The organism is Sanguibacteroides sp. AM78-02pH3A (assembly GCF_027666085.1).
Classification (GTDB): domain Bacteria; phylum Bacteroidota; class Bacteroidia; order Bacteroidales; family Marinifilaceae; genus Gabonibacter; species Gabonibacter massiliensis.
On the sequence record NZ_JAQEHX010000003.1, the window covers coordinates 479548 to 494871 of the forward strand.

General features: G+C 42.1%; 12 protein-coding genes. 6 read left to right on the forward strand and 6 right to left on the reverse strand.

The genetic code is table 11. The annotated features are described in order from the left end of the window. Window positions 1-64: 64 nt before the first annotated feature. Complete coding sequence (locus tag PGR74_RS07010; protein WP_052634836.1) at window positions 65-466, reverse strand: bactofilin family protein; 402 nt, start codon at window positions 464-466, stop codon at window positions 65-67. A 534-nt stretch (window positions 467-1000) separates the two neighbouring features. Here PGR74_RS07010 and PGR74_RS07015 point away from each other — a divergent pair. Together PGR74_RS07015 and PGR74_RS07020 are read left to right on the forward strand one after the other, a co-directional pair. Next, window positions 1001-2707 carry a TldD/PmbA family protein gene (locus PGR74_RS07015; RefSeq protein ID WP_052634838.1) on the forward strand — a complete coding sequence of 569 codons (1707 nt, stop codon included), beginning with the start codon at window positions 1001-1003 and terminating at the stop codon, window positions 2705-2707. Between the two features lie 49 nt (window positions 2708-2756). Further along, the gene (locus tag PGR74_RS07020; protein ID WP_041504397.1) at window positions 2757-4403 is read left to right on the forward strand and encodes a metallopeptidase TldD-related protein; all 1647 of its coding nucleotides are present in this window, start codon (window positions 2757-2759) and stop codon (window positions 4401-4403) included. 51 nt (window positions 4404-4454) lie between these two features. Here the strand turns inward: PGR74_RS07020 and PGR74_RS07025 are convergent, their stop codons facing one another. The 5 genes from PGR74_RS07025 to PGR74_RS07045 all read right to left on the reverse strand — a co-directional run bounded on the left by PGR74_RS07025 (window position 4455) and on the right by PGR74_RS07045 (window position 13095). Next, complete coding sequence (locus PGR74_RS07025; RefSeq protein WP_041504398.1) at window positions 4455-5807, reverse strand: efflux transporter outer membrane subunit; 1353 nt, start codon at window positions 5805-5807, stop codon at window positions 4455-4457. 37 nt (window positions 5808-5844) lie between these two features. After that, entirely contained in the window at window positions 5845-8964 is a 3120-nt protein-coding gene (locus PGR74_RS07030; protein WP_041504399.1) for an efflux RND transporter permease subunit, read from the reverse strand. After that, window positions 8961-10097 carry an efflux RND transporter periplasmic adaptor subunit gene (locus PGR74_RS07035; RefSeq protein ID WP_041505145.1) on the reverse strand — a complete coding sequence of 379 codons (1137 nt, stop codon included), beginning with the start codon at window positions 10095-10097 and terminating at the stop codon, window positions 8961-8963. The genes PGR74_RS07030 and PGR74_RS07035 overlap by 4 nt, the downstream gene beginning before the upstream one ends. Window positions 10098-10424: 327 nt before the next feature. Beyond that, window positions 10425-12497, reverse strand: a complete 2073-nt coding sequence (locus PGR74_RS07040; RefSeq protein WP_082027529.1) for a M3 family metallopeptidase — start codon at window positions 12495-12497, stop codon at window positions 10425-10427. Between the two features lie 91 nt (window positions 12498-12588). Further along, the gene (locus PGR74_RS07045) at window positions 12589-13095 is read right to left on the reverse strand and encodes a hypothetical protein (RefSeq protein WP_041505147.1); all 507 of its coding nucleotides are present in this window, start codon (window positions 13093-13095) and stop codon (window positions 12589-12591) included. Window positions 13096-13172: 77 nt separating this feature from the next. Here PGR74_RS07045 and PGR74_RS07050 point away from each other — a divergent pair, with 77 nt between their 5' ends. The 4 genes from PGR74_RS07050 (at window position 13173) to PGR74_RS07065 (ending at window position 15219) form a co-directional block, all read left to right on the forward strand. Next, window positions 13173-13637: a hypothetical protein gene (locus PGR74_RS07050; protein ID WP_041505148.1), complete on the forward strand. Its 465-nt coding sequence runs from the start codon at window positions 13173-13175 to the stop codon at window positions 13635-13637. A gap of 66 nt (window positions 13638-13703) precedes the next feature. Beyond that, window positions 13704-13982 (forward strand): RNA polymerase sigma factor, encoded by a 279-nt coding sequence (locus PGR74_RS07055; protein WP_052649389.1) that lies wholly within the window; start codon window positions 13704-13706, stop codon window positions 13980-13982. A gap of 16 nt (window positions 13983-13998) precedes the next feature. Next, window positions 13999-14262, forward strand: a complete 264-nt coding sequence (locus PGR74_RS07060) for a sigma-70 family RNA polymerase sigma factor (protein WP_052649390.1) — start codon at window positions 13999-14001, stop codon at window positions 14260-14262. Window positions 14263-14667: 405 nt separating this feature from the next. Next, a complete protein-coding gene (locus PGR74_RS07065) occupies window positions 14668-15219 on the forward strand; it encodes an RNA polymerase sigma-70 factor (protein ID WP_041504405.1) in 552 nt (183 codons plus the stop codon). Window positions 15220-15324: the final 105 nt, after the last annotated feature.

Genomic DNA, 15324 nt, shown 5'->3' on the forward strand with positions numbered 1-15324 from the left:
TAACCGTTGTAAAATAAAGAGAAATCTGTTTTACAACGGTTATTTTTGTACAATCGAAGCCTATTTATTTTTTAAGGGGAGCTTGAGGCGGTTGGGGTTCCGCTTTCTTTTTATCGATCATTTTACATTCTCCGTTAAATTGAGCTCCCGGTTCTACAATCAAAGTGTGTGTGACAATCGTTCCTTCTATGATGGATTTCGATTTCAGAATCACACTTCCTTCCGAAATAATATTTCCGGTTAATTTGCCGAATATTTCAATGTAAGGGGCTTTTGTTTGTCCTGTGATATTTGCTACCGGGCCAATAATTATTTTTCCGTTCGTTGTCATGTTTCCCTTTAGTGTCCCGTTAATACGAATGTCTTTATCCGTTTGTAAATCACCTTCCAGTGTAAGCCCTTCGTTTAATAAGTTGAAAATGTTTTCTGTTTCTTTCTCTTTTGCCATGGCTTTCTTTTTTAACATATATATTAATATTAAGGATTGATAGGTGATAGTATATCAGTATTTTAAACCCAATGACGTAACTCATAAAACGAACGTTTTATGAGAATGGTAATAGGTATATTTTTTAGAAATTAGATACAAAGTAATATATAATTATAACTCTGATTGACAATTAGATGGTTTCAGTATTGGAAGGCGAATATGGTGTAATAATAGAGTACGAATCGTATTTATAAAACCTTCGTTTAAAGCGTAATATTATAAAATAAAAATGATATGGATAGTATAAATGGAGTAAAATATGTGTGGTTGAAATGAAATATAGTCATAACTGCATGGAATATAGCGGGTAAATGTTTAAAATTGTTTTTATATATAATGCGTTTATAGGTATTGATTATCACTTCGAGGAGGGTAGTTCCCGGTATTTTAGGTTTATTATAACATAATTTTAAAATATCAATTTATTTATTCTTAGATTTATCTTGCTATATTTGTTACGAGGTTTGTGCGTAGCCTTATATATTTATTTATTCACTTAAATTTACACAAATGAGAAAATGTAGATTGGTTATTTTAAGCTTATTTCTTTTTCTGTTGTTTTTGCCGGGTGCTTTCGGGCAGGAACAGGATAAGTTACTGCAACTTTTGAAGCAAGAGTTAGCGTATGATATGAAAGAGTTGCAGAAACAGGAATTTCCTCCTTATCACATGAATTTCCGTGTTTTGGATGATAGAAACGTGAATATATCCAGCTCTTTCGGGGCGACTATGTCGGTTCAAGACTATCGTACCCGTATGTTGGTACCTCAGATCCGTTTAGGTGATACGTTACTGGATAATTTTAAATATAATTACATGGGAACGGCACCGGATCAAAGAAGAAATTACCGGGGGTCGTTGCTTCCTTTGGAAGATGAAAACGGAGAGGACGGTATAAAGCAGGCTATTTGGTCGGAGGTTATAAAGCGTTACAATTTTGCCCTTGATATGTACGAGAAGGCAAAAACACAAAGTACGGTAAGTGTGGATAACGAGGATAAAGCTCCTTGCTTTTCTTCCACTCCTGTGGAAAAGTATTATGAAGCACCGATTCCGGCAGAAAAGCAAGCTATTGATGTAAAAGCCTGGGAAAAGCGTTTGAACGAGGTTTCTTCTATATTTAAAGAGTCTTCTTTATTGCAGGAGGGACAGGCGAGCTTGAGTTTCCGGGTATTGCGTACTTATTTCGTGAATACAGAGGGTACGGAAGTCGTGCAGAACCGGACGTACGCTCGTATTATCATTTCTGCTTCCATGAAAGCCGAGGACGGGATGGATTTACCGTTGAATCTTTCTTATTTTGCTTACGAGCTGAAAGATCTTCCTTCCAACGAGCGTTTGATTGCGGATGCGAAAGATATGGTAAAAAGATTGAATATTTTGCGGACGGCCCCGGTCGTTGATCCTTATACGGGACCGGCCATCCTTTCAGGGCCTGCCAGCGGTGTTTTTTTTCACGAAATCTTTGGACATCGTTTGGAAGGTCATCGGATGAAGAGCGGCGGACAAACTTTTAAGAAAATGGTAGGCGAGCAAGTTTTACCAGTTGACTTCCAGGTATATTCGGATCCCACGCTGAGACAATATGCAGGAGATTATATGAACGGTTTCTATCTGTATGATGACGAGGGAGTTAAGGCCCGTCGGGTGGATGTCGTTACGAACGGAGTATTGAAAGAGTTTTTGATGAGTCGGGTTCCTTTGGAGGGATTCCCTCATAGCAATGCTCACGGACGTACTGCCGGAGGTGGGGATCCCGTATCCCGTCAGGCCAATTTGGTCGTGGAAACGACGAATCCCCGGACTGAGGCTCAATTACGCCAGATGTTGATAGAGGAGGCTAAGAAACAAGGAAAAGAATACGGTTATTATTTCAAAGAGGTAACGAGTGGTTTTACTTATACGGGAGAGGGGGGAAGTTTGAACTCCTTTAATGTAACTCCGTTGGAGGTATACCGTGTTTACGTGGACGGTCGCCCGGACGAGTTGGTTCGGGGGGTAGACCTGATCGGTACGCCCTTGTCTATGTTTTCCAATATCGTAGCCGGTGGAGATCGGCCGAGCGTGTTCACGGGAATGTGTGGCGCTGAGTCCGGATGGGTGCCCGTAACGGCAAGTTCTCCCATGATTTTCGTTAATAAGATTGAAACGCAACGGAGAGAAAAGTCTCGGCAATTGCCTCCCATACTGCAGGCTCCGAGTGAAAACAAGAAATAAAAGTTATTGTACTTTGGTTTAAAGTCTAAAATCGTAAATCTAAAATAAGATGAGATATATATTAGCTGTATTTTTGCTTTTTTTGCTGGTCGCTCCGGTATCGGCACAAAGCGATTCCGATAAGGTGGTTTTCAAAGCTATGCAAGATGAGATCGAGCGGAATAAAGAAGAAATTGTTTTGCCGAATATGCAAAGACCTTTTTTCCTGTCTTACGCGTTGGGACATTATCGTCAGTTTGAAATAGTGGGGGTATTGGGAGGGGTAGTAAACTCTTACGTGTCGAATGGGAATACGACAGGGGGAGTCCAGTTGATGTTGGGTGATTATAATCACACGAGTGATGCCATGTACGTGGGACAATATGCAGAGGCGTCTATTCCCGAAGAGATGGATTATTTGGGTGTCCGGAGAGGTTTTTGGTTGGCAACCGATGTCATGTATAAGTTTGCCCTGCAATCGGCATCTGCCAAGGATGCTTATTTGAAAGCTAATCCACAATCTACTGAAGAAGCTCAATTGGCTGATTTGGAAAAAGTAGAACCTATCGTAAAGATCGTGGAGCCCAAGGAGCCTTATACGATCGATCGTTCTAAGTTGGAAGAGATAGTAAAAGAATTGTCCGTTATTTTTAAAAATTACAAGGAGATATACAATACGCGGGTTGTGGTAAGTGGTATAGATATGGAGTTGTATCGCCAAACGACGGATGGGGTTTCCGTGAAGCAACCTTCTCGTTTTGTGAATCTTTTTGCACAGGGAACCGTAACGACTCCGGAAGGCGAGAAGATTACGGATACTTACTCTGTTTTGGTGAAAACCCCGGAGGATTTACCTTCCATAGAGGAATTGAAGAAAAATGTAACGAAATTTGCAGAGAATCTGGTTAAATTGAAAGATGCTCCTAAAGTTGAAGAGTATTATTCCGGTCCGGTATTATTTGAGGACGGTGCCGCTTCTTCGATCTTCACTCGTAATCTGTTGAATAAACAAGGTCTGTTTGCTTATCGCAAGCCTAATTCAGACCGTGTTCAACAAGTAAAGACGTTAGACGACCGAATGGGTAAGAAGATCATAGACTCTCGTTTGACTGTAAAAAATTACAGCACATTGGATAAATACAACGGAGTTTCTTTGATCGGTGCTTATGAGATCGATGCAGAGGGAGTTGTTCCGGAAAAAGAGATGACTTTAGTAGAGCATGGTATTCTTCGGGGAATGTTGAACGGTTGTGTGCCTACCTCGAAGGCTCCGCACTCTACCGGTAGTTCCCGGTTCGTGTATAGCGGAATAGCTTACGTGACTGCTCCCGGTACGATTCACATCCAAGCGGATAAAGGAATTAAGCCGGAGAAGATGAAAAAAGCCTTAATTAAGGCCGCGAAGGAAGAAGGGTTGGATTACGCTTACATTGTTCGTCGTATAAGTGGTATCGGATCCTTGCTTTATCGGGTGAATGTAAAAGACGGTAGCGAAACATTGACCCGTACGGCTGATATTTCTGCGATTACTTTACCTAAGATTAAGCGTGTATTGGAGATCTCAAACAAAGAAAATGTCTCCAATTACATTTTGAACAATGATGTTTTATCTTCTTTGATTTATCCTTCTGCCATTTTAATAGAAGATGTCGAGATCGGTAAATTGCCTGTAAAGGCTGAGAAAGCACCCGTATTGACTTATCCGTTGCAACGATAAAAGTTTTTTCATATAAAAAAAGCCGGATAAAAAAATCCGGCTTTTTTAGTTTTACCATCCGCCGCCGAGGGCAAGGTATAAATAGACAACCGAAAGTAGTTCGTCCCGGATGGCGTTATTCAGGCTGATTTGAGCATCAAAATAGCCACGTTGTGCGTCCAATACGTCTAAGTAACTGATTACACCGTTAATGTATTGGAGGGTTGCCAAATCCATATAGGAGTGAGCGGCTTCTTCCAAATGTAAACGTGATTCTCGTATCTCTTTTATTTTCTGGTAGGAAGTCAGGGCGTTGTCAACCTCTTTAAAAGCGGTCAACACGCTTTTTTGATAGGCGTATACTTCCTGTTCGTAAGCAGCTTTTGCCGCTTTCAGTTTGGCCCTGTGTTTACCCATGGCGAATAAAGGTTCGAGTAATTCGCCTCCTATGTACCAGTAGGGTGCTTTCAAAAAATGACTGAGTTCATTATTCTCCAGGCCGTATACCCCGGTTAGTTTGAAATTAGGGAATAAGTTCGTGTAGGCAATGCCGACTTTGGCATTTGCTGCCTTTAGCTTTAGTTCAGCTTGCCTGAGATCCGGGCGGCGTTCCAATAATGTGGAGGGTAAACCAACGGGTAATGATGGGGGTAGAGCTTGATTTACGATATCTTGTCCGCGAGGGATTTGTCCCGGGTAGTGTCCGGTAAGTAAAGAGATTTCGTTTTCTTTTAATTTTATTTTGCGTTCCAAGTCCGGAATCAAGGTTTTGGTTTTAGCCAATTCCACCTGTGCTTGTCTGTAAGAGGTCTCGGATGTCAACCCTCCTTCGAAACGGAGTTTAGCTAAATATACGCTTTCTTCCCGTGCCTTAAATGTTTGTCGTACAATACTTAGTTCTTGATCCAGTGCTCTGAGTTCAAAATAAGCTTGTGCGACTTGTGCGATCAGTGTCATTTGCAAGGCTCGTTTACCTTCTACCGTTTGCAGATAAGCGGCTAAGCTTTCTTGTGTGGCCCAGCGCAGTTTACCCCATAGATCAACTTCCCAGGTGAGGTTTAATTTAGCTTCGAAGGTATTCTCCGGGGTTGCGTCATACTCTCTCTCTCCACCGATTTGTCCTTGGATTTGTGGAAATAAATCGGCCTTGCTGATCCGTTGGTAAGCTTTGCTTTCCTTGATCCGGGCAGCGGCAATCAACATATCTTTGTTGTGTTCCAAAGTCGTTTTAATCAATCCTTGCAATACGGTATCCCTATACAGTTCCCACCATTTGATATGCTGGACGGAAAGGGTGTCTTTGCCTCCGGCAAGAATCGCTTGCGGGAGATCTAATTCGGGACGGGTATATTTTTGTCCTAATTTGCAGGAGGTGAGAAGAACTCCTGTCAGTAGTCCGATACTTATGAGCTTATAGTGTTTCATAGTCTTACATAACTTTAAAATGGGTGTCTAACTTATTTCAGTTTGAAATTTCATTTGGCACCCTGCGATGTTTTTTCTGCTTCAGTTTATAGATCATGATGAAGAAGAAGGGAACCAGAATAATTCCGACCGTAATCGCGACGATCATACCGAAAAATACTCCCGTGCCGATGGAATGACGGCTGGCAGATCCCGGACCGCTTGCTATTACGAGAGGAAGCATACCTAAAACAAAAGCCAGTGAGGTCATTAAAATAGGACGGAACCGGGCCCTTGCGGCTGTTACAGCCGCTTGTACGGCATCGATGCCCCGGTCTACTTCTATTTTGGCAAACTCCACGATTAATATGGCGTTTTTGGCGGCCAGACCGATGAGGGTAACTAATCCGATCTGGAAATAAATATCGTTTTCCAATCCGAAAACCCATATCCCTAAATAAGCTCCGAAAGCGGCAACCGGAAGGGATAGCAACACGGAAACAGGCACGAGCCAGCTTTCGTATAAAGCGGCTAAGAACAAAAATACAAAGGTAAATACCAGAATCATGACGAGTCCGGTTTGTCCTTCCGCTTTTTTCTCCTGGAAGGAAAGACCGCTCCATTCGATACCCATATTTTCAGGTAAACGGGTCCGGGCTATTTTTTCTATGGTGTTCATGGCTTGTCCGGAACTGTATCCCGGTGCGGCAGAACCCCGAATCACGGCGGTAGAGAACATATTAAATCTTTTTATACTTCCCGGTCCGGTCGTGTATTCGGCTGATCCCAACGCCGTCAGGGGAACCATGTTCCCTTTGGCCGTTTTAACAAAAAACAGATTCAGGTTATCTTTGTATTTGCGGTACGGGGATTCTGCTTGAATGTAAACTTTATATACCCGGTTGAACATATTGAAGTCGTTCACGTAAACCGATCCCGTGTAAGCTTTCATCGTTGAAAATATGTCGGCCAGCGGGATGCCCAATAATTGGGCTTTATCGCGGTCTACATCGAAATACAATTGTGGAATCTCGGCTTGTAATGAGGAGGATATTCCTGTAATGGCCCGGGAACGGGAGGCGTATTTCATTAACGTGTCGACGGCTTCCACGAGATTTTCGAATGTGGCTCCGTTGCGTGCCTCTATTTGCATTTCAAACCCCCCGGAGGCTCCTAATCCCGGGATCACGGGAGGTGTGGATAAAAACACCTGTGCTTCCGGGTAATTGGAAAATTCGGAACGTACCTCCTCCATGACTTTCTCCAATGATAAGTCACCTTTTTTTCTTTCCTTCCATGATTTAAGTATGACGGTCAGTTCTGCTCTGGATTGTGCCGTTCCGATCCTCGGACTGGTTCCCGTCACATTTTGTACATACTCGACAGCCGGATGTTTTCTCAAAAATTCTACGGCTCTTTCCGTTACGATACGGGTACGTTCAAGACTTGCCCCTTCTGGTAGAGCCAGTTCGATTTTAAAATATCCCTGATCCTCTTCGGGTAAGAAACTGCTCGGAATAAACCGGTTCAACACGAAAATGAGTATAAGGATCATGCCGAATCCGGCAATGATACGGCGGGGGCAATTTACGGCTTTATATAAAGTCCGAATGTAAAAATTGTTGCCTCTTGCCAACCATTCGTTGATTTTGCGGAAAATAAAATTTTTCTCATGTTTATTCGGTCGAAGCATGATGGCACACATGGCCGGACTCAGAGTCAGGGCTACCAATGTAGAGATCAGTACGGAGACGACTATTGTTATGGCAAATTGGCGGTAAAGCATTCCCGTGATTCCCGGAAGAAAACTGACCGGAATGAAAACGGCTGCCAGAACCAATGAGGTTGCGATCAAAGCGCCGGTTAATTCTTTCATTGCCTTGCAGGTGGCTTGGTAGGGGGAGAGTCCTTCTTCCATAAGGCGTTCGACACCTTCTACGACGACAATGGCGTCATCCACAACAATACCGATAGCCAGTACTAATCCGAGTAATGTCAACATGTTCAGGGAGAATCCCATCATGAGCATAACACCGAAAGTGCCTATTAAAGAGACGGGAACCGCGAGTAACGGGATGACTGAGGCTCTCCAGTTTTGCAAAGAAAGAAAAACCACCATGATAACTAAAAAGAGGGCCTCGAAAAGTGTTTTGTAAACTTCATGTATTGATTCCGATATGTAAGTGGTGATGTCGAAGGGAATAGAGTAACTTAATCCTTCCGGGAAGTTTTTGCTGATCTCTTCCATGGCTTCTTTCACGTTATCGGCTACTTCTATGGCGTTGGCTCCCGGAAGCATGTATATGCCCAATACGGCGGCATTCTCCCCGTTTATACCACTTTCCGTGGAATAGGAACCCGCTTCCAACGAGACCCTGGCCACGTCGCGTAAGCGGATCATGGAACCGTCCGGGTTGGCGCGAACGACAATTTCTTCAAATTCATTAATGCTGGAGAGCCGTCCCGGGGCGGAAATAGGGATGGTCAGATCCGATCCGGAGATCGGTTGTTGACCTAAAACTCCGGCGGCGGATTCCCGGTTTTGATCTTTCAGTACATTTTGGAGATCTTTGACCGTTAGTCCGAAATTTGCCATTCGGTCGGGAAGTACCCAGATACACATGGCGTAGTATCGGCTTCCGATATTTGAAACCCGTCCTACTCCCGGTATCCGTCGAAGGATATCCAATACGTTGATCGTGGCGAAATTACTCAGATAAATTTCATCAAAACGAGCGTCGGACGAAGTGAGGCACAAGGTCATCAACTGACTGGATGACTGTTTCTCTACTTTAATGCCGTTTTGTATTACTTCGGCCGGAAGACGCGATTCCGCTAATTTAACCCGATTCTGAATATCCACGGCGGCAAGTTCTGCATCGGCCGAAATGTCGAATGTTACGTCGATAGAGAGACCACCGGAATTGGAACTACTCGATTCCATGTAAAGCATTCCCGGGGTTCCGTTTAACTCTTGTTCAATGGGTGTGGCCACGGCTTGAGAAACCGTAAGGGCGCTGGCTCCCGGATAGGAAGCCGATATTTTTACTACCGGGGGGGTGATTTGCGGGTATTGATCGACAGGAAGAAGGAATAAACCGATAAAACCTATGATCACGATTACGATAGAGAGCACGGCCGAGAAGATCGGCCTATCGATAAAAAAGGTTAATTTCATAAGCTTTTTTCCTCCTCTTCTTTAGTGGCAACGACTGGAAGTACAAGACTTCCCGGGGTTAATTTATGGAAACCTTCCACCACGATAAGTTCTCCTTCTCCCAATCCCCGTTCTACGACGACCTGATTTTCAAATTCCGGACCTAATTCGATGAAACGTTTTTCTGCGGTACTGTCTCGTCGTACGACATAGATATAAGCACCTCCTTTTTCAGTTACGACGGCTTTCGTGGGAACGACGATGGCATGCTCCCGTACATCGAGCAACAGTTTTACTTTGGTAAATTGTCCGGGTAACAGGATACGATTCGGATTCGGAAGTTCTGCCCGTACCCCGAACGTTCCGGTTTGAGGATCAACCTGCGGTTCCGCGAAGTCAACGACTCCCTTTATGGGATAAACGGAGTTATCCGCCAGGGTTATCGTGACGTTAGGCTGCCAGGAGCGGTTAGCGTCTTTTTCTCCTAAGCGGACATTACGCTGCTGGCTACGTAAATAGTCCAATGCGGTCAAACTGAAATCAACGAGCACCTCGTCACTCTCCACGATCGTGGCTAAAAGCGATTTGGAACCCGGACCTACCAATGTCCCTATATCCACGTAGCGTTCGCTAATATAGCCGTCGATAGGGGACTTCACGGTCGTGTAGCTTAATTCCAATTCGGCTTGAGCCAGATCGGCCTTGCTCATGGCAACGTTGGCTTCTGCGCTTTCCGAAGCGGCTTTTGCGTTATCCAAATCCAATTGACTGGCGGCTTTTTGAGCGTATAAAGGTTGAAGACGTTCGACATCCCGGTCCGATTTGGCTTTTTGGGCGTTGTCTTTTTTTAGTTGAGCTTTTGCTTTATCCACTCTTGCTTTATATAAATCGCTGTTGATCCGGAACAGAGGTTGGTTTTTATGTACTCTTTTTCCTTCTTCGAATAACATTTGTTCGAGATAACCTTCTACTCTGGCCCGAACTTCAACGAAACGTTTGGCTCGAATTCTTCCCACGTATTCACCGTATATCTCAACATCATCAACACCGACTTTTTCAACGGTTACAACTTGTCTTTCCGGTTCCTGATTTTTTTTACATCCGACTAAAGATACAAGCAAAAAAATAATAAGGACTTCACATAATCTATTCATACTTTTTTGTTTTAATTTCGTACACGATGCCCTTTCTTATGAAAATGGCGTGCTATTTTTGGATAATTCGATAATATTAATTGTATTCGATTGGTTATCAGTGATATGTTTTACGTACCCCAGATGGAAATTGTTTAATGTCCGGTCGAAATCTTGAGGTATTTTTCCACGGTATTGGGGAATTATTCTACGTTGGAGCGATTTCACAAAAAATAATTAACATCGGATATTCAATCAAAGATGTTAATTATTTTTTATGTGATTGCAGTATTATTTTACGGATCTGTAATTAAGATATCGCTATTTTCAGCATATTATTTCCAAATGTTATTTCAATCCGCTACGTTCAAGGAGAGCGTCGACCGTAGGTTCTTGCCCGCGGAAGCGTTTATAAAGAATCATGGGATTTTCCGACCCCCCTTTTTCCAAAATATTTTTACGGAAAGAAGTTGCCGTTTTCTTATCGAAAATTCCATTCTTCTTGAAAACGGAAAAGGCATCGGCATCCAGGACTTCCGCCCATTTGTAACCGTAATATCCGGCAGCATATCCTCCTGCGAAGATATGCCCGAAGGCTGTTGAAAAGGCACTTCCTTTTACTGCCGGCATGATCTCCGTTCTACCCATAGCCCTATTCTCGAACTCGATCAAAGGTTCCGTCACCGGTTGGGTAATGGTATGCCATGCCATATCTACCATGGCGAAACTTAATTGCCGGTCGCTGGCATATCCGCTTTGAAAATTAGCTGATTTTTTGATTTTGTCGATGTATTCTTGAGGTAATCTTTCCCCCGTTTGGTAATGTACGGCCCAGGTATCCAGCCACTCTTTTTCCAATGCCCAGTTTTCCATGATTTGAGAGGGTAATTCCACGAAATCACGGTAAACATTCGTTCCTGAAGTAGATCCGTAAGTACATTTGGATAACATGCCGTGCATCGCGTGTCCGAATTCATGTAAGAATGTGGTTACTTCATTAAAAGACAGGAGTGAAGGTTTCGTCTCTGTCGGTTTGGTAAAATTCATTACCATGGAAATCAACGGGCGGGAATCCTTGCCGTCTTTTATTTTTTGTCCTCTGAATTCGGTCATCCAGGCTCCGCCGCCTTTACTTTCTCTCGGAAAGAAATCCAAATAAAGTACACCTAAATAGGTACTGTCTGTATCATAAACTTCAAATGTTTTCACCTCTTTGTGATACAACGGGATATTATGCACCTCTCTGAAGGTAATTCCATATAATTGGTTGGCTAAATCGAATATGCCGGATTGTACGTTTTCCAGTTTGAAATAAGGTTTTAACATTTCATCATCGAGGGCATATTTTTCTTGCATGAGTTTATTGGAATAATAGGCCCAATCCCAACGTTGTAGTTCTCCTTTCAGGCCGGCTTTGCGGGCATACTCTTCCACCTCTTTTTTGTCTCTCAAAGAGGCCGGATGGGATGCTTTATGTAATTCTTCGATGAAATTATTCACGATCTCCGGAGTATTGGCCATGCGATCGGTAAGGGCGTATTCAGCGTAATTCTTATATCCCATGATTTGGGCCAGTTCCAATCTCAGAGCGGTAATTTTTTTTATAATTTCTTCATTGTTGTATTCGTTGTCATGGTATCCCCTGGAAGAGTTCGCCCTATACATTTGTTCTCTTAATTTCCGGTTATCGGCATATTTCATAAAGGGGGCGAAACTCGGGTAGTGGAGCGTGAATATCCAACCTTCCTTTCCTTTTTGTTTGGCTGTTATTGCGGCCATCTCTTTTACTCCTTCCGGTAGTCCTGACAGATCCTCTTCTGTTGTCACGTGTAATTCGAAGGCATTGGTTTCGGCCAGTTCGTTTTTATCGAAGGTCAGGCTCAACTTGGAGAGTTCGATGGAAACCTCTTTGAACCGTTCTTTGTCGGCTCCTTCCAGATTGGCTCCGCCTTTGATAAAGGCTTTCCAGGTCTTCTCCAGTAATGCATGCTGTTCCGGATTCAGATTCTGTTTTTCTTTTTGCTCGTAAACCTGTTTTACCCGGTTAAAGAGTTCCTGATTCATGTATATTTCGTGACCGTATGCTGTTAATTTAGGAGAGACTTTTTGGGCTATATCCTGCATCAGGCTGTCGGTCATGGCAGAATTCAGGTTAAAGAAAATACTGGAAATATATTCCAAACGCTCTCCGGTATTGTCGAGGGCAACAATGGTGTTTTCGAATGTAGGAGTCTCTTTGGAAGCGGCAATCCGAGCGACCTCTTTTTTTGCGTCTTCAATAGCTATATCAAAAGCCGGTTCGTAGTGTTCCGCCTTTATTTTATCGAACGGAGGGGTCTGGTGCGGGGTATCGAAAGCCGTTAATAAGGGATTTTGATCGCTTTTACCGCAAGAGGCCATAACGAGAATAATTGCAGCCATAAAAGTTATTTTTTTCATTTATAAAAGTCAGTTTAATTTATACTTCAAATTGCGGGTACAAAAATAAGATTTTTTCCGCTTTTCCGGTAGATTATTTTTTTCCTTTAAAAAGGATTTGAACTTCCAATATCATAGGAATGATACTTACCGTTATCTTCAAGTCCATTTCGTCTTCCTTGATCGTTCCGTTAGGAGAATAACCGATGGTTTGTTTGCCGTAAACGACGTTTCCGTTTCCAGCCAAATAGAACGTGTCTGCCGTTTGTGTTATTTGGCATTTTGCCGGTTCTATTTTGATTCCTTCTACGGGCATTTTGAAATCAATTAATTGAATGAAAATTTCCTCTTCCGCGTTCCGGGTTATTTCTAATTTGCAGGGAACCGGTTCGTCCGGTATTAATTTTTTCCCGTCGGGAGCCGGTTTGATCATACTTTTAATATGTTCCGGTAATTCGATGGTAGCTTCTCCTTTGTACACTCCCGGCAAGGAGGTGACATCGTTTGCTTTTTTCCGGCTGCATCCCGTGCAGGAAGTCATCAGGTGTGCCATTAACAACAGTAAGAAAAGAATCCCGGTAAAGAGTCGTATCCGCTTCATTGTTTTTGATTTTATTTTTTGTATTTTCGAACGGCTAAAATAAGAAAACCTTTTTAAGAATTAAAACAGCTTGAATAATGAAATTCGTACGCGTATTCCTTTTAATTGTAATAAGTATTTTTGGGGTTGAAAATTTCCTGTTCGCGGGTGATAAGGAAAAAAAGGACAATGCGGCTTCGGTTGCAGGAGTATACGAGGGAACGGCCTTCGTGGAGATCATGCAACAAGAGATGGAATTGAAACTGGAACTGATACGAATTCATAAGGATAGCGTTATCGTGAAGGTGACGAATTTCGTACTGCCTAACGGTCAAAAATTCAATTACCGTTCTCAAGGTGTTTCCGTGAAATCGGAAATAAAGCAAGGGAAAACGATTTATAATCTTTATATCTCTTTCTCCTATACCTATAACGGAATGCCCATGGAGGTGAAAGCCTCGGGGAAAGTGATTGACGGTCAGCTCGATTCTGAAGTGAAGGCTACCATCATGCAGTCCATGGAAACCAAAGTGACCTATAAGGCGAAAAAACAAAAAAAGTAGTATATTCTAAAATTGATTGTTTGTTTGGACTTTTTTATATTTTTGTATACTTTTTGAGCGTAAATCGTGTATGCAGAAACGGATATAATAAAGAGTCTCAAACAGGGCGATCCCTTGTGTGTAAAGATGATGTTTGATAATTATTATCAGGCTTTATCCGTTTATGTTTTGCGCTATATTGATTCGTTTCAGGATGCTGAAGACCTTGTTCAGGATGTTTTTATCTCCTTTTGGGAAAATAAAAAAGGCACTCGTTTCGTCGGGTCCGTTCGAGGATATTTGTTCGGGTCCGTAAAAAAGGCTGCACTGAAGTTCTTGGAACCGTTCGGGACGTTTTATTTTTGAAGAGATCGAGAATCATTTGAATTCACTTCCCGAACGTTTAGAAAATTTATCGGAGGAGGAGATTCGTTTACGTCAGCATAGACTGCAAAAAGAGGTTGACCGATTACCGGAAAAGTGTCGAGAGGTGTTCGTCTCTATTGTTTTGGAAGATATGTCTTATAAAGAGGTCGCTCAAAAATTATCTGTTTCGATGAATACGGTAAAGACTCATTATTCAAGAGCTTTGAAACAATTACGTGAAGAGTTGGATGCTATCGTCCTTTTGTTGTTAAGGCATTGATCGGTATAATTTTCGCCTTTTCGTCCGAAAGGTAGTTGTTGAAGAAAATAATGTTTTTAATAGATAGGCAAACTGAAAACGGATGGTTGAATAAACGTGGATTCTCCGTATGACGGAAAATCCACGTTTTTATTATCGGGGGTACATTTACGTTATTGTTCGGGGAGATTGAATTTTGGAATTACATTTGTTTTTATAAATAAGTTGTTATTTTGTGAATAATAGTTTTATAGGTTATATGTTGTAATTCACAGATTATTATACTGTTTGTATATTGGATTATATTGAAATACGGCTGTTTTTTAACTTAAAAATGAGGGGTTAATAGTAAGAAAATATTTGTATTGATGATAAAAAAAGTTATTTTTGACAAGTGTATGGGTGGTGACTAAAATAAGCAAAAGCATGGTAAGGTCTGTTTTTGATAGTAAAATGTTCGAAAAATTATTTCATCTTCATTTTGTAGATTTGATGGGCTTTGTTAATAGCTATGTAAAAGATGAGGAAGTAGCTAAAGATATTGTTCATGATGTTTTTCTGGTACTCTGGAATAATAGAAAGCGATTAGACTTTTCCTATTCGATGAAATCTTATTTATTTACGTTATCCCGGAATTATGCCTTGAATTACTTGAAGCACTTGCGCGTTGTTGCCTCGAATGAACGGGAGATGACGGCTTTCATAGAGAGTACGAATGATGAATTGGAGCAACGTGAGAAGAGATTGTTTCGTTTACATGAAAAGCTGCTTCTATTACCTCAAAAACAGCAGGAAATATTGAAAAAGTGTTTTATAGAAGGGAAGGGGTATAAAGATGTGGCCGAAGAGTTCGGAATCAGTTTGAACACGGTAAAAACCCATCTGTCCCGGGCTTTGAAATTTTTGCGGGAGGAGATGCATGACGAAGTGGTTTTATTGTTCTTCCAGTATAGAAAGATGGGTATGGGAAGATTTTAATTTCTATTCCGGAGGATTAATTAAAAGTGCCGGAGAAATAGCATTGTTTTCTCCGGCAGCACACTACGGCGGGTTGTTTGTTTTATGTTTAGGTAATTGGTTTCA

Coding starts and splice junctions, on each gene's coding strand:
- PGR74_RS07030 (WP_041504399.1), bottom strand. CDS start 8,964: ATGAAATTAACCTTTTTTATCGATAGGCCGATCTTCTCGGCCGTGCTC.
- PGR74_RS07035 (WP_041505145.1), bottom strand. CDS start 10,097: ATGAATAGATTATGTGAAGTCCTTATTATTTTTTTGCTTGTATCTTTA.
- PGR74_RS07040 (WP_082027529.1), bottom strand. CDS start 12,497: ATGGCTGCAATTATTCTCGTTATGGCCTCTTGCGGTAAAAGCGATCAA.
- PGR74_RS07050 (WP_041505148.1), top strand. CDS start 13,173: ATGAAATTCGTACGCGTATTCCTTTTAATTGTAATAAGTATTTTTGGG.
- PGR74_RS07020 (WP_041504397.1), top strand. CDS start 2,757: ATGAGATATATATTAGCTGTATTTTTGCTTTTTTTGCTGGTCGCTCCG.
- PGR74_RS07010 (WP_052634836.1), bottom strand. CDS start 466: ATGTTAAAAAAGAAAGCCATGGCAAAAGAGAAAGAAACAGAAAACATT.
- PGR74_RS07045 (WP_041505147.1), bottom strand. CDS start 13,095: ATGAAGCGGATACGACTCTTTACCGGGATTCTTTTCTTACTGTTGTTA.
- PGR74_RS07065 (WP_041504405.1), top strand. CDS start 14,668: ATGGTAAGGTCTGTTTTTGATAGTAAAATGTTCGAAAAATTATTTCAT.
- PGR74_RS07025 (WP_041504398.1), bottom strand. CDS start 5,807: ATGAAACACTATAAGCTCATAAGTATCGGACTACTGACAGGAGTTCTT.
- PGR74_RS07015 (WP_052634838.1), top strand. CDS start 1,001: ATGAGAAAATGTAGATTGGTTATTTTAAGCTTATTTCTTTTTCTGTTG.